Source organism: Rhodohalobacter sulfatireducens, from assembly GCF_022012475.1.
GTDB classification, from domain to species: domain Bacteria; phylum Bacteroidota; class Rhodothermia; order Balneolales; family Balneolaceae; genus Rhodohalobacter; species Rhodohalobacter sulfatireducens.
The window spans coordinates 1-14,725 of record NZ_JAKLWS010000041.1; the positions used below are offsets into that span (position 1 = coordinate 1).

Annotated in this window: 13 protein-coding genes; 2 read left to right on the forward strand and 11 right to left on the reverse strand. The window is 41.8% G+C overall.

Annotated elements, in window-relative coordinates; all coding sequences use genetic code 11:
* The first annotated feature begins 201 nt into the window (after positions 1 to 201).
* Entirely contained in the window at positions 202 to 687 is a 486-nt protein-coding gene (locus L6773_RS19120) for a DUF4199 domain-containing protein (protein WP_237856170.1), read from the forward strand.
* 50 nt (positions 688 to 737) lie between these two features.
* On the opposite strand, the gene L6773_RS19125 is transcribed toward L6773_RS19120, so the two are convergent.
* The 10 genes from L6773_RS19125 to sucD form a co-directional block, all read right to left on the reverse strand.
* Positions 738 to 1,871: a TlpA family protein disulfide reductase gene (locus tag L6773_RS19125; protein ID WP_237856171.1), complete on the reverse strand. Its 1,134-nt coding sequence runs from the start codon at positions 1,869 to 1,871 to the stop codon at positions 738 to 740.
* 272 nt (positions 1,872 to 2,143) lie between these two features.
* The gene (locus tag L6773_RS19130) at positions 2,144 to 3,790 is read right to left on the reverse strand and encodes a Na/Pi cotransporter family protein (protein WP_237856172.1); all 1,647 of its coding nucleotides are present in this window, start codon (positions 3,788 to 3,790) and stop codon (positions 2,144 to 2,146) included.
* A gap of 197 nt (positions 3,791 to 3,987) precedes the next feature.
* A complete protein-coding gene (locus tag L6773_RS19135) occupies positions 3,988 to 5,049 on the reverse strand; it encodes a TolB-like translocation protein (RefSeq protein ID WP_237856173.1) in 1,062 nt (353 codons plus the stop codon).
* A 310-nt stretch (positions 5,050 to 5,359) separates the two neighbouring features.
* Complete coding sequence (locus L6773_RS19140; RefSeq protein ID WP_237856174.1) at positions 5,360 to 5,716, reverse strand: cupin domain-containing protein; 357 nt, start codon at positions 5,714 to 5,716, stop codon at positions 5,360 to 5,362.
* 166 nt (positions 5,717 to 5,882) lie between these two features.
* Complete coding sequence (locus L6773_RS19145) at positions 5,883 to 6,191, reverse strand: type II toxin-antitoxin system VapC family toxin (protein WP_237856176.1); 309 nt, start codon at positions 6,189 to 6,191, stop codon at positions 5,883 to 5,885.
* A 92-nt stretch (positions 6,192 to 6,283) separates the two neighbouring features.
* Entirely contained in the window at positions 6,284 to 6,523 is a 240-nt protein-coding gene (locus L6773_RS19150; RefSeq protein ID WP_237856181.1) for a FitA-like ribbon-helix-helix domain-containing protein, read from the reverse strand.
* Positions 6,524 to 6,625: 102 nt separating this feature from the next.
* Positions 6,626 to 7,711, reverse strand: a complete 1,086-nt coding sequence (locus L6773_RS19155) for an amidohydrolase family protein (protein ID WP_237856182.1) — start codon at positions 7,709 to 7,711, stop codon at positions 6,626 to 6,628.
* Between the two features lie 712 nt (positions 7,712 to 8,423).
* Complete coding sequence (locus tag L6773_RS19160) at positions 8,424 to 9,281, reverse strand: hypothetical protein (RefSeq protein ID WP_237856183.1); 858 nt, start codon at positions 9,279 to 9,281, stop codon at positions 8,424 to 8,426.
* A 173-nt stretch (positions 9,282 to 9,454) separates the two neighbouring features.
* Positions 9,455 to 9,805 (reverse strand): hypothetical protein, encoded by a 351-nt coding sequence (locus L6773_RS19165; protein ID WP_237856184.1) that lies wholly within the window; start codon positions 9,803 to 9,805, stop codon positions 9,455 to 9,457.
* 324 nt (positions 9,806 to 10,129) lie between these two features.
* Entirely contained in the window at positions 10,130 to 10,999 is an 870-nt protein-coding gene (gene sucD / locus L6773_RS19170) for a succinate--CoA ligase subunit alpha (RefSeq protein ID WP_237856185.1), read from the reverse strand.
* A 779-nt stretch (positions 11,000 to 11,778) separates the two neighbouring features.
* Here sucD and dnaG point away from each other — a divergent pair.
* A complete protein-coding gene (dnaG, locus tag L6773_RS19175) occupies positions 11,779 to 13,794 on the forward strand; it encodes a DNA primase (protein WP_237856186.1) in 2,016 nt (671 codons plus the stop codon).
* Between the two features lie 178 nt (positions 13,795 to 13,972).
* Here dnaG and L6773_RS19180 read toward each other — a convergent pair whose 3' ends face one another.
* Positions 13,973 to 14,557 (reverse strand): hypothetical protein, encoded by a 585-nt coding sequence (locus L6773_RS19180; protein ID WP_237856188.1) that lies wholly within the window; start codon positions 14,555 to 14,557, stop codon positions 13,973 to 13,975.
* Between the last annotated feature and the right edge of the window lie 168 nt (positions 14,558 to 14,725).

Consider the following 14,725-nt stretch of genomic DNA (forward strand, 5'->3'; position numbering starts at 1 on the left):
GTTACTGGTTACTGGTTACTGGTTACTGGTTACTGGTTACTGGTTACTGGTTACTGGTTACTGGTTACTGGTTACTGGTTACTGGTTACTGGTTATGGGACTCTATCTACTGTCTAGCATCTACTTATGGCTTTTTTCTAGGATTTTAGCTCTGTCTATACTACATTTTTAGTTCAACTCTCACCAACTGGAGATTGACTTATGAAAAAGTATACAACGGAGATTAAATGGGGACTGATTTTCACAATTGTCGCTCTTTTGTGGATGGTATTCGAACGGATGATGGGATGGCACGGTGAGAATATCGCTCAGCATTCTACCATGACGAACCTTTTCGCAATACCGGCGATTATTATCTATGTTTTTGCTCTTCTTGATAAAAGAAAGAATGACCTTGGTGGAATTATGACCTGGGGACAGGGATTTGCTTCCGGTCTTATCATTACGTTGGTTGTAGTGATTTTGAGTCCGCTTGCCCAATATCTGACACACACCATCATCTCACCGGAGTATTTCTCTAATATTATTGAATATTCTGTAAGCGAAGGACAGATGACAAGAGAAGAAGCTGAAGGATATTTCTCCCTGAATAACTACATGATGCAAAGTGCAATTGGCGGATTGATTATGGGAATTGTTACATCAGCGGTTGTGGCGTTTTTCGTGAAGAAGAAAAGCACGGTTTAATGTTCAATGTTTAATTCTAAATTTGGTTAACCTTGAACTTTAAACAGTTTTCAGATTTCTGAAAACAACTCAGCTAACTTCTCTTCCAACTCCTCACCATGAATATCTTTGGCGATGATGATACCATCCTCATCCACGAGGAAGTTTTTAGGCAGGGAGGTGATGGCATATTCTTTCGTAATGTCACCTTCATAGCCGCTGACCGTTGAGACGTTTGTCCAGATTCTGTTATCCTGGTCCAGTGCGCGAAGCCAGCTTTGCCGGTCGAACTCTACGCCAAAACCAAAGATTTCAAAGCCTTCGTCGCTGTACTGGCTATACATCCTGTTTAGATGTTCACTTTCTGCCCTGCAGGGTGCGCACCAGCTGCCAAAGAAATCGATGAGTGTAAATTCGCCGAGATGATTATAGAGCGACTGGTCCTCACCATCCGGATTAGGAGCCGTAATCTCAGATACCTGCCCGCCAATGGAGACCTGTTTCAGAATCCTGACTTTCTCCGATAAAAGTTCTGCGACTTCAAGCCCTTCGTGTTCTTTAGTGAAATCAGCTGCCAGCTCTTCATAGTAGTCCATATGCTTATCGCCGTTCCAGCGGACCATGGTAGGGTAGATAGCAATTGATGTTCCCATATCCCGCACCGCATGGATCAGCGTATCGCGATAGGTGGCTTCCGCTTGTAAGACCCGGGCACCAAGCTCTTCAATATCCCGGGCGTCATCCGGGTTGTTTTGATCCCGCAGATCTTCTAACTGTCTCCGGATCGGGTAGACGAGCTCTTCCAAAATACCCGTTCGATAGGCTTCATACTCTTCAAACAAATCCGTATCCGGTGATCCTGAAACGTCGTACTCACCATTTTGGGAAAAATTGATCACGATATTCTGACTCGAATCCGCAACAATCGGTACGTCCAGGGAGTCGTTGATTCTCAACTGGTAAAAATGCGGTTCAAGGCTGTAGGAGGCTGAAAATGTACTATCTGTATTTACGGGGATCGTATCCACCCTATCAAATTCATTGGCATTGAGCCCTCTGGCCTGGAAGAGGCGGATTGTTTCTTGGTCGGCATTATGAAGCTTCCCTTTTAACGTGAATACCGTTTCTTGTTCTTGGGGAGTTGAACACGATATAAACAGAAGGAGTGAGAAAACGAGAAGTGGTAAAGACTTTTTAGAGATCACAATTTATTGGTTTGATATCAATGATATGAACGACCGTAATGGCTGTAATGTAGGTTTGAAGTTTTGTATAAAGTCAGCAATAGAATACTCTTCGCCTGTTTGTATAGCAAAAAAATTGCTGTTTAAGTTTGTTAAAAGGTTAAGAGTAGTAATCAGATCAAACAAAAGGTTCACAAATAGATAAAGTTAAGAGAAGAATTAAAATCGCTGAATTTTATTGTTTTGCAGTAATCAACTGTTCCGGGTTACTTAAGAATACCTGAGTTCTCAATTTATTCCTGTCCGGTATGATGACTCGTCAACAATCCCTTGATACTGAATACAAACATCCGGCAGGATTGTGTAAACATTCGGTTTGCCATGACCAGCGAGGTAGCTTCAAGATCTTTTAATTGATGGTTTTTTATAGCCTGTGAACTTTCACTGATACACTTCACGTCGTTGGCATTGACATGTTCAAGGGCGTGATTGAAAGCATCGGGATCTACTTCGTTTTCCTTTACAATTTCATCGAGATCACTAAAAAGTTCCTCCAATCGTCGTTGATAGGCGGGAAACTGTTCATTTAAAAATGTATTACTTGAAAACTCAAACTCTTCAAGATCAGCACGCACTTTCTTTAGGTTCTGAGAGGCATTCATAATATTTCTGCTGGCCCTCAGGTACTGATCTAATTTCTGAGTTTCGGTTTCGTCGAGCTCTTTGGCATCGATCATTGAATAGTATTCAAAAATATTTCCGTGTAACTCCTTCAGGTACCCGTAAACGTCATCCGCAGAACCACTAAAAAAAGATTGTAAGTGCGTTTCCCGGGTAAAAGAAAGTTTCAGGGGAATTGATAATTTGAATAACCCAACCAGGAAGCGCCTGGACTCCACATACTGATGTAAAATCTCTTTTTTGAAAGCTTCCAATGCCGCATCAGCAACCTCCGGAGATGTATTATGGATAATGTGAGTAAGAATCTGATCCGGTTCCTTGAAAAGGGTATTCAGTTTATCGGTTAACCCGGAAATGAACGGCAGAAAAAGCAGGATGCCGACTAAATTAAACAATGTGTGAAATAAGGCGATTCCCAAAACGGTGTTCTCCTCCCAGCCTAATCCGCTTTGAATGAGCCAGGCCAATATAGGCAATAACAAAAATACGATGGACCCGGTAACAACATTGAAAACCAGGTGACCGGCGGCGACTCTCTTTTTTATAGGGATACCACCCAGGGCACCGAGTATGATGGTAACTGTTGTCCCCACATTTGCCCCGATAACCATGGCGGCTCCTGCTTCAAATCCCATTAAGCCGCTGTAGATTCCGGAGAGAATCAATGCGATGGTTGCCGAGCTCGATTGCATGATAGCCGTTAGTAAAAAACCGGTCAACAGGAAAACCAATAACCCATATCCGGCCAGCATTGTGATATCAAAAAATTGGGTGATTTGATCGACGCTGGTCTTCATGTAATCCAGTCCGTGGAAGAGAAGGCCAAACCCGATAAGAAGTTTGCTCACGTTCAAATATCGCGATGAATTTGAGAAGATGACCATACCCAGTCCGCCAACGGCAATGAGGGGGAGTGCAAAACTTTCAATACTGATTTTAAAACCGAAAAAGGCCACGATCCAGGCGGTGAACGTAGTGCCAATATTTGCACCGAGGATGACACCAACCGCACTCTGCAAACTCATGATCCCCGCACCCACAAACGCCAATACCATCAGGTTGACAGCCGAACTGCTTTGTAAAATAGCGGTGCTTAGAGCGCCGGATAGGATGGAGGAGATCCGTGTCTCGGTATACCGGCGAATCAGTGTTCGAAAAGCTTTTCCCGCAAGCGCTTTGATGGAGTCTTCCATCAGGAAAACGCCGAAAAGGAATATTCCCAGTCCGGCCAGCAGTTTCCACAAATTAAACGGTTCCATTTTGTACTTGTATTTACTTCAGGAGTGGTACTAAGCGATCAAAGATAACGGCTTTGCGATTAAACTGTGTAGTGATTACTTACTCAAATTAACGGATAATATTTAACCTACAAGGGGAGAGAAGGGAAAATAAGCAGTGGCATATCAAACTGAAAAGCTCATACTCTACTTTATTGAACGGAGATTCAGTTTCACAATCATTTTTTTAGTTTACGGTACTCTTCCAGATCAAACAAAACAATCCCGCTTCCCTGGCCGGTGCCATCTGTAAAACCTCTTTGGAGAGCGATTTTCTTTCCGTCAGGGCTCACCACTGGATTATCGCATTTATAACCGGGATAATTTGTCCAGTCACAAAGGCGTTCCATTTCTCCATCATCCTGCAGAGGAAGAAGATAGGTATCCACCAGCCATTTTTTGGGTTCAGCATGAAGGTCGCTCTCAACGAGTAAAAAAGAACCATCGGGTGCTACACCTTCGGCTTCGTTATACGAGTTTTTTGTAGTTAAAATACCTGATAATTCACCCGATTTGATATCAATGGAATAGGGATTTGCAAAATAAAAAGGTTCTTCTTCGGTACCGTAATAATAGGTAAATATTAGTTCGTTTGTATTCGGATGGAAATCCTGTGTTTCCAAACGATCTGTTATGGGATAGTTCCTTTTGTCAAACGAGAGAAGCATTTGTTCATTTACCAGTGAAGGGGTTCCGTCGCGGTATATAATTTCGGCAATTTTGATCTCTCGTTGTCCCGGTAGTGTCCAGGCGATCCGGTTATCGTTTCTGGATACAGCCGGCCCTTCATCACAGTAAGCATCAAGTAGAACGGGTGGTTCGTCAAATGGTTTTTGGAGTATAGAGAGACGCAATTTATGACGGGATGCCCACGGATCATCAGCGTTAAATTCATCAGGGCCAGCAAGTAGTAAATCTCCGTTTGAAAGAGCCATTACACGAAGATAACCTTCATGAAAGTAGTGCGTTGTGACCGGTTCAACTTTTCCTGTTTCTACCTGGACACGAAATACATTTGAAAATGCTCTTGGGAGGAAATAGATCCATTCACCGTCATTAGACCATTCAGGCCTTTGCCCCCATTCCAGAAGTACGGACATATGGGCAGGAAGATCATCAAAAATTGTTTTTCCCTGGGTAAAAGTGTTTGTACTCGAAACTTTTTCCTGAGCAAAAGCTATTGTGCTCGAAAAAATAAAAATAAAGAAGAGTAGTGAGACTCTAATTCTAAGTGAAGCCATTAAGATTCTAAAATTAATATTCTAAATAAATATCAAATAAAAAATATACATTTTGATGCTGGCAAAGGAAAAATGATTTATATGTTGAAGAAGCTTTATAAATAAAAGTCATTCCATTTCACTACCAAATTGTCATTTCTTGTAGCGTTTTAAAAAACCAGAAATCGCATACCGCATATCAAAATCACTAATTTTTTCTCGGGTTTTTCCCTTTAACACCTCTTTCTTTGCTCTGACAAAACTCCGAATAAAATTGGTGTTTGTTAAATAATTATTGTTGAAGAGTTCAATTCCAGAAACGCTTAAATATCTATTCCACGATTTCAATTTTATCTTCTTTGTTTGGTACAACGCAAATAAACTCAAAACCATCTTTTCCGGCTTTATATGAGTGCGGAACTCTGGCCGGAATGTAAACAGAATCACCCTCAGAAACTTCGTACTCATCATCGCCTATCTCTACTGTGGCAGAGCCTTGGAGAATATATTGTTCATGTTCTACAAGATTTGTGTGTTTTGGCATTCCTCCATGAGGAGCCATTACAAACTTTCTACAGGCAAAATTTGGTGCTTCCTCAGAACTGATTAAAACCTGCATGGTCGTTCCCTTGCCGGCGGTGACCTCTTTAGATTCACGAGTCCCTTTTTTTCTTACATAATTTGACATAGCTAATTCCTTGAAAAATTATTGGTAAACGACATTGCGCATAAGCTGCAAGCGCTTGAATGTCGAATTAGTTTTGAAATGAAAGATTAACTAATAAATGAAAGGGAGGCAAGGCAAGGACGAGGCCTGTCCGTGTTAATGTGCGGTTAGGTACTTGGCCAAAAATTTACGATTCAATTAATTTATTTGGATGTTTGGTTAATTCTGGAAACTCCCGCAGAAGGTGTTTATTCATAGTAATTAATTCAAGATCGAGGTCCTTGGCTAAGCTTACGAATTCACAATCGTAAGATGAACAAGTCGATTGGCTTCCATGATGCAAAACTTGTACTGAGTTCACCAGAAACTGCTGGTTTTTCATTTGAAGTTCAGTCTTTTCCATAATCAACAAAGCTTCTGCTAAATCAATCAGCTCTTTTCTTAAGTATAGCGTTACAACGTTTTGGAATTCAGTTCGCCAAAGAATAGGGGCCACTCATTGAGGATCTTTTTGATAGAGCTCGTCACAAAGCTCTGTTGAATCTGCTGGAAGCCAAAAATGAGCGATAATATTAGTATCAACAACAATCATGGACGACCTTGATTTATTGCGGATTCAATTTCTTCAGAATACAGATTCCCTTTTGCTTTATTTCGCAATTGTCGTGCTTCTTTTAAAATATGGTCAGTAGAAACCTGTTGAGGCTTAACAGTTTGCTCTAAACAGGCAATAATTTCACTGTTGATACTGCGATGGTGGGCTTTGGCTTGCTCACGGACCAGATCGTAAATTTCTACGGGAATGTTTTTAACTGTAATACTAGGCATTACAACTTAGTTTCGTTATGGTTTCGATATGAAACTAGAAGCGGCGTGGGATTATTGCAAGGAAAATGATAGTTCCTAATTGCCCAGCGTTTAGGCAAACCCTTAGAGCGCGAGGCCATATAAACTCTCGGCAGTGGTATGGAAAATTGCATCCGTATTTTCAATGCCATGACCTTCAAATATTGACTGGTATGATTTTACAAGCAGGTCATAGGGTATCGATACTTTATCGATAGGAAAGTTAGACCCAAACATACACCTGTTATTTCCAAAAGCATCAATTCCAGCTTTCAGAAAGGGTTCAAAACCTTCAACAATTTCTTCAATCTTGGGTGTTTCAAATCTTTTTTCATACCCAAACCCGACAACCGGCATCGCCAAACCCGAAAGCTTTAGGAATACATTTTGGCATTCAGCGAGTTTGTTTATTTCGTCCTGCCATTTTTTAAAGATATACGTACGATCTCGCTCTGTGGTTCCCAAACCCGCATATGGACCTGCACCACCTACGGGAGTTCCGAGGTGGCACAAAATGATCTTCTGATCGGGGTACTGAGTAGCGAGCTCTGTTATCTCTGGTAACTGGTGGTCATAAACCGTCACCTCAAAATGGAGTCCGAATTCACTCAAAGTTTCAAATCCTTTACGCCAATCAGTATCTCTGGAGAGGTTCGGTCGATCACACCCATTCAACACTTTTGGGTTCGGATGCCAGGATAGCATATCGCGTATGCCGCATACGCGTTTGTTTGCCTCCTTATGGCGTACCAGCACTTCCCGAATGCTTGTTCCAAGAGATAGATCTGCATGTGCCACTATCGCCGATATAGGTTCTCCACCTGAGAAATGAAGATTAGTCAGCCACTTGGTTTCGTCTACACATGCAAACTTGCCTTTGCCTTTCCATCCGGCTTCGACGTGTACAACTCCTTTGATGAAAAATGACTGCTCTTCAAACTGCATGTCTGATGGAAGATGGGGTTTAAATAGGTATTCAGGGGATGCAAAAAAATCCAGGGCGTTAGCTGGGAATACTTTTTTTGCTACCCAATGCAGCAGACTTGGTTGAAATCCAAACAGCTTTACGAGTGGCGATACCTCCCGAGGAGTAGATACGGGATCCCAGAAATGTACGTGAGAATCAAAAATCTCTAAGATGATTGATTGATCTGATGTATCCTTTCCCATTTAATTGTCTGAGATTGAAAGATTAGGTCTAACGGTCTTACGGCTATGCGGCGAGCCTATGAATGTTCCAAAACTCTTGGCCAAAACGAGTACGCACGAACTGCTTGTTAATGGCCGATCTGATTATTGGTTTGATTCGATGATCTCTTCAACTTTTGTTTTGAGATCCAAAATATCTACAGTTGCCACTATACGTCGAATTCTGAGATTATATTCAATATAACAAAAGAAAAAGAAATTTAGGTTTCAGAATAATTCTGATGTACAGTGCAAACTAACATATGATTGAGCAGATTCCTCAATCCGCTGAACTTTGACTCATAATATTTTAAACACTTTAAAAAAACCAAGTTAAGGTCAGTTTCTCCAATGTTATGAAAATTTCAGTATGCACGAATTTTGCATAATATGATCGAATAAATTTTAAAAGTTATTTTGAGAAAGATTTCACAAACAAAAAGGCCACCCAAACAGAACCTGGGTGGCTATTGAAATACATTTGAATCGAGTCAGGAGTTTATTAAATCAACTCTTTCAGTGTAATCTCAATCTCATCTATCGGCACAATCGCTTCGGTGTGGAGATCGTCCTGGAAAAGTTTTACGGTATGGGAGTGGGTTATTGTCTTCGTTGTGAACTCGCCATAAGAAGGAAATTCATTGGTCAGCTTCCTTAATAAAGCTGTTGTTAATACAATCCCTTAAAAACAGATTTATCGTAAGTGAAATCTCTGTGCCCAACTGTTAAATCCTGAACCGATCTCTTCCATTTCATGGATATATTCTGAACTTGAGGTTGAACTCCATGTATGATTTTTAAAGTCTTCAATGAACGTTTTCCCCTTACTCTCATACAACTCTTTTACACGCATTAAGAATACGACCTGGTACCAGGCGTAATTTTCTATACCTACTCTTACATACATCTCTTCAAAATCGGTAAGGGAAGTAAACCTGGGAGATAGCTCATTGACCAGGATTCTTGATACATCAACCCAGAGATCACGTTTTTTCGGATAATGTTGGTCAAGATAAAAATAAGCAAAATATGTAGCCGCAAATTCAAAGGTCCACTTATTCGGGAAACCGGCACCATAAGCATTGGCATAGATGTGTCCCAATTCATGGAATCCAATCAATGAAACGAAAAGGTTCACGATCTCTTCATTCGACATTTCATATTGATCCTCCAGTTCATAACCGTTCGTTGACGAAGCAACAATATTGGAGAGTTCATTGTTGGATTGAGCGGGAATGCAAACTACATAGGGCGGGCCGGAGACAAAGGGCAATCCGTAGGGAATAGAAGAAATTTTTTTCCAGTCAACAGAATCAATAATTGCAATTGAAAATGACTGCTGAAGATCAAACTGATTTTCAAAGAACTCAATAGATTTACTCAACAGGTTGAAATTATCTTCAGCCCGATCCTTAAAGCCTTCCGAGTAATATGTTTTGATAGGCCCTTCTATTGAATGAAGGTTTAAGGCACGAATTTTTTCGATAGCTGATTGGCCATAAATGGTTGTCGAAACAGCAGAAAGTAGAATTAAGAACAACACCTTTCTCATCACAAGGATCTCCCTTTAATAAACTTTTATCTTGTAAAATAATGGTCTTTAAAGTAATCTGCTTGAGAATTGACAGTTCATTTTTTCAGAAAACGAGTGAATTACTTTCCTTGGCAAATGATTTTATCCGGGGACAAGCTTGGATGCTTTTGTCATTCATTCAAAACAGAGATTTACCGTTGAATAGCCGGTGAGCCAATAAATCTGTGCAACCGATATTTCAGATAATTAGTCAATATTTTTAGAGTGATTACAAAGTTGGAATCATTCATTCCATGAACAGAATATTCAAATAACTCTTCAATTGTGAATTGTATGTTATCAAGTGGTTTTATGGCATTGTAGGACACATATTCATGCCCTTTTGTTTTAATCAACCCAAATGAATTTTTTGTCAGATTTGAAGAAAATTTTTGGAGAGGTGTAAAGCTACTTTTATTATAAAAATAGGCAGTTAATTGGAGCTTTTTTAATGTTGGTAAATATTCCCTTGATACTGAACACCCAACTACATTTCTATTCATAAAGTGATACGATTGCAATCTGGCAGAATAGGAGGGCAGATTATATTTTTGAAGTACAACCAATATTGCTTTACAGATGTTATCTGTGGCGTATAATTTATTTTCAGATCTAGGCTCTAAGAGCTTTAAATCTGGTAAGGGAGACATGTGTAAAAGCAGTTTATCCCTCGTAACCCTTCTATTGATTTCAAGATATTTTTGTTTATGAGTCATGAAATGTAAAAAATCCCCTTCTTGTACCCCTAATCGTAGTATTAACTAAAATAAAAAAAGCCATCCAAAAATGAATTTGGATGGCTTATGAAAATCTGGCAAAATTGAGCTTTATCCCAATAGTTTCTTCAATGTAACGCCAATTTCGGCAGGGCTTTCGGCTACGGTTACGCCGGCATCTTTTAATGCTTGTTTCTTATCTGCGGCTGTACCTTTTCCGCCGGAGATGATGGCGCCTGCATGGCCCATTCGTCGCCCGGGAGGAGCGGTACTTCCGGCAATAAAGGCTACAACCGGTTTGTCAACATGGTCCTTAATGTAAGCAGCAGCTTCTTCCTCGGCAGATCCGCCAATCTCACCAATGAGCACAATCGCTGAGGTGTCGGGGTCGTCCTGGAACAGTTTTACGGCATCGGTGTGGTTCGTTCCGATCACGGGGTCACCACCAATTCCGATCGCAGTACTTTGTCCGAGCCCCGCTTTGGTTAACTGGTCAACCGCCTCATAAGTCAGGGTTCCGGAACGGGAGATCAACCCAACATTTCCGGGCGTGAAAATCATGCCGGGCATAATGCCAACTTTTGCCTCACCGGGGGTAATCACTCCCGGACAGTTTGGTCCAACTAATGTGGCTCCGTGATTCTTGCAAACCTGCTTCGCTTTCACCATATCCTGAACCGGAATGCCCTCGGTAATACAGATAATCACTTTAATTCCCGCAAGCGCGGATTCGATAATAGCATCACCTGCGAATGGAGGTGGTACAAATATGACCGATGTATTGGCTTCCTCTTGTTTTATAGCTTCTGCTACTGTGTTAAAAACGGGCTTCTCAAGGTGGGTTTGTCCACCTTTTCCGGGCGTTACGCCGCCAACTACATTTGTTCCGTATTCAATCATCTGACCGGCATGGAACGTTCCTTCGCTTCCGGTAAAGCCTTGTACAATCAAGCGGGTTTCATTACCAACTAATACACTCATGAAACAGGTTTATTTCGTTTATTTTTCAGGTTTTATTGATTCGGTCTGAATATACCATCATTGGGAATCATTGCCAAAGGGTTGGTGACGTCAATCGAAGAGAGACATTGTATTTTTAGCGCCATATATTAAAATGGTCATTGGCACGATGTCTTGAAATCAACCTGTACTTATTTCAGTCTCGAAAAAATACAATGTCTTATATAGGTCGGCTTTAGATCTGAATCCTCGGCTGCTCTTGGTGTCCTCTTACTTTTGAACCGTCAAAAGTAAGCAAAACCTCTCGGCAGTGAAGAAAAAACGGCGGGTCTTGGCTCAGCATGGCAACCTTCGAATAGTCCATTGCGCTCAGAGTTAAATTGAAAATCATCACCGGTATCGAAGGTTGCACTTCATGCCTCCCCAATTCCCCTGATTTCCGTTTTTCCTTCAAGGCCGAATAGTTTAAAGCTTCAAAAACGCCATTCATACTTCCACAGGAATAGTGGGTCTCGTCTTCACTGAACTTACTTTTTCGCCTGCCTCTTCAGTGTGGAATGAGGATTGCGGTTTGGGGAAAGAGGTGAAGGGGAGTCGGGGAGAGTGGGAGAATTTTCCCCAATCCAGAACCTCACTCTTCAGGGGGAGAGTTGGGACGAAAGCATGGTATGTCTGGAATTAGCTATAAATAGCCGATGTCTCCATTTTCTCGGTTTGATTTGAAAAAAAATTCTGATATGAAGAGATTCTATGTTTGAATAGAGCTTTCTCGACGCTCCAATTTTCGCTATCATCAACGTATGATTTCAGACGACAAAAAAGAGGAAATTCGCGCGGCGGCGGACATCGTGGATGTGGTCGGCGATTATGTGAAGCTCAAGAAATCGGGCAGCGGATTTGTGGGACTTTGTCCGTTTCATGATGAGAACACGCCATCGTTTCATGTGACGCCTCGCCTGGGTATCTATAAATGTTTTGGATGCGGTGAAAGCGGTGATGTCTTCAACTTTGTGATGGAGATGGAGGGCATTGGATTTCCGGAATCGCTCCGAACCCTTGCCGAACGATACGGAATTGATATCCCCGAGGATCACACCGAAGAGGACAGCGAGGAAACCAAAAAACGGGAAGGTGTTCTGCATGCACTAAAGTTTGCAGGACTGTTTTATCATCGTCAGCTGCTGGAATCTCCTGAAGCGGAAAAAGCCCGATCCTACCTGGACAGCCGTGGTTATCCTGTAAAGATCTGGAAAAATTTTGGATTGGGATATTCCCCCAGCGGATCAGCACTTTTAAAAGAAGCTCAAAAAGAGGGAATTGAAGAGGAATATCTGCTGGAAGCGGACCTGATCAAACCCAGCAATCGGAATGACGGTTATTTTGATTCATTCAGGGATCGTTTGATGTTCCCGATCTTCAATCCCTCCGGAAAGCTGATTGCCTTTGCCGGTCGGATTTTGAATGAGAATAAGAAGACGGCGAAGTATATCAACTCCTCCCAGACCATTGTATATAACAAGAGTGAGGTTGTGTATGGTGTCAATTTTTCGAAGAATGAGATTCGCAAAGAGGAGGAGGTGATCCTGGTTGAGGGATATACCGATGTGATTACGATGCATCAGAAGGAGATTAAAAATGTGGTCGCCTCAAGCGGGACCTCCCTCACGGCCGGACAAATCAAGATTTTGCAACGCTACGGCAAACGAATCGTCATGATTTATGATGCCGACACCGCCGGACAAAGTGCGATGGAACGCGGAATGAATATTGCGCTGGAACAGGGGATGGAAGTAAATCTTATGGAGCTTCCCGAGGGCGAAGATCCCGATTCATTTGTGAAGCAGTACGGGAAAGAATCGTTCAACGATTTTAAGAAAGAGCATGCGGAAGATTTCATCACCTTCACGATTCATAAAGCCGAGAACGCCGGGAAGATGGAAAGTCCTGGAGATCGCTCATCCGTCATCAAACAGATTTTAGACAGCATCGCACGAATTCCTGAAGAATTAGATCGGCAGTTGTATGTACAGCACCTCCATCAAAAAACACAGAAGTATCGAAAGGGATCGGACCGCGAACTGTTCCAGCAGTTGGATAAGATTCTCAAGGAGCGAAAGAAGCAACAGCGCTTTCAGAAACGGAGAGAAGACTTTTCAAGGCAACGGACTACGGAACTATCCGTGCCGGTGCAGGATGAGTATCAGAATCAGTCATCTGGCGAAAAACAGATTCGAAACAGGAAACGCCCTCAATATGAGTTAGAGATGATTCGTCTGCTGCTTCAATTCGGCGAAAATATGCGTCGGTTTGTAGGGCATAATATTGGGGAAGATCATTTTGAGGATCAGCAAGTCCGCACGTTTTTCAGTGATATCATGGAACGGCACCTTAATGAAGAGGAGATCAGTGTTGAACACTATATGAACCGGGAGAATCCCTACCCGTCGTTATTGGGCGATATCTTGGTGGACCGTCACTCCATCAGCGAGAAATTTGCAAAACGAACGGGAAGCGAATACCGCAAGGACAGGAACCCGATTTTAACAGCCAAATCAACCATGAAACCTATCCGGCTGTCCTATTGCGAGAGAAGAAAGGATGAGATCTCCCGTAAAATTGGCCGGGCCTCCTCAGAAGAGAAAGAAAAATTAGGGGCGATGCTGAGTAAACTTCAGAAAGAGATTACGCGGATCAAGAAAACAGCGGCGGATGACCTGTTCGATGATCCCGATTTTTTGAAAGGGGCAGAGATCGAGACCCATAAGAGCTTCGAATACCAGATGAAAAGTGAGCTTGAAAGGGGATCAAAGAAATAAACAAAGTATGTGGAGCAAACAGGATATCTACACCCCTCCCTCCGTCGGCTGACGGAGCACTCACCTCGAGGAGAGATTCCTACGTTCAAAATCCTCATTTACGATGGAGGAAAAAACTCTTCCCGAAAATCTAAATCAGAATTCATGATATTTAAAGTCAGGTCAAAGAAGTCTGAAATCAATTCACATAAATTCGTGCACCAAAGGTAATTGCTTCAAGATATTCTGCATCGTCATTAAGAGGAATATCCGCCTCCAGCATCAGGTCCACAGGTGCATTTTCCACGTGATAATCTAATCCGACGGGTAATAAGAAAGAGTTTAGTGTGAAATCTTCCGTTATAAACATTGGCTGATAATTCAGACCCGTATAAAAACTGATGGGATCAAAATCACGGCTGATATTTAATCCGAATTTAAGGCCCGGTTCGTCGTACTGGTAGGCACCGACGAGTAATGCTGCCGACAGCACGGAATATGGTTCTGAAGTAAGGCCGTATTCAAGGTGTGCACCTGCGTAAAGCTCATCATCAAAAGCGCCCAATTTAAAGTGACCTGTCAGCCGTGGTGTGAGCCCATAACCAGCCCGAAAGATCATCATAAAATCGTTTTGCTCGGTGAGTGCTGTTGGTTGAATCCCGACAGCGAAGGTTCCTTCCCGGAAGGTTTGGGCATTTGAAAAGAAGCCATCCTGGGCATGAATAGTTTTAAACCCGGAAATAAGTAGTAAAAATAGTGCCGCAATCAGATAATATTTCTTCATAAATGATATCTCTTTTGTATTCAATCAATTAGAGGAGAATTCACCCAAGATGTTCCATTTGAGTATATCAGCAGTACAATTACAGCTTTTTGATTTAATTAATTTCACAGAAAATTTATTTGCAGATTTAATTCCATCAGATTACTATGGGAAAATCTTTGAACCTAA

What these genes read in the sequence shown, in the direction of transcription:
- L6773_RS19120 (WP_237856170.1), top strand. Translation starts at nt 202, where the DNA reads ATGAAAAAGTATACAACGGAGATTAAATGGGGACTGATTTTCACAATT.
- L6773_RS19130 (WP_237856172.1), bottom strand. Translation starts at nt 3,790, where the DNA reads ATGGAACCGTTTAATTTGTGGAAACTGCTGGCCGGACTGGGAATATTC.
- L6773_RS19135 (WP_237856173.1), bottom strand. Translation starts at nt 5,049, where the DNA reads ATGGCTTCACTTAGAATTAGAGTCTCACTACTCTTCTTTATTTTTATT.
- L6773_RS19140 (WP_237856174.1), bottom strand. Translation starts at nt 5,716, where the DNA reads ATGTCAAATTATGTAAGAAAAAAAGGGACTCGTGAATCTAAAGAGGTC.
- L6773_RS19150 (WP_237856181.1), bottom strand. Translation starts at nt 6,523, where the DNA reads ATGCCTAGTATTACAGTTAAAAACATTCCCGTAGAAATTTACGATCTG.
- L6773_RS19155 (WP_237856182.1), bottom strand. Translation starts at nt 7,711, where the DNA reads ATGGGAAAGGATACATCAGATCAATCAATCATCTTAGAGATTTTTGAT.
- L6773_RS19160 (WP_237856183.1), bottom strand. Translation starts at nt 9,281, where the DNA reads ATGAGAAAGGTGTTGTTCTTAATTCTACTTTCTGCTGTTTCGACAACC.
- L6773_RS19165 (WP_237856184.1), bottom strand. Translation starts at nt 9,805, where the DNA reads ATGAATAGAAATGTAGTTGGGTGTTCAGTATCAAGGGAATATTTACCA.
- sucD (WP_237856185.1), bottom strand. Translation starts at nt 10,999, where the DNA reads ATGAGTGTATTAGTTGGTAATGAAACCCGCTTGATTGTACAAGGCTTT.
- dnaG (WP_237856186.1), top strand. Translation starts at nt 11,779, where the DNA reads ATGATTTCAGACGACAAAAAAGAGGAAATTCGCGCGGCGGCGGACATC.
- L6773_RS19180 (WP_237856188.1), bottom strand. Translation starts at nt 14,557, where the DNA reads ATGAAGAAATATTATCTGATTGCGGCACTATTTTTACTACTTATTTCC.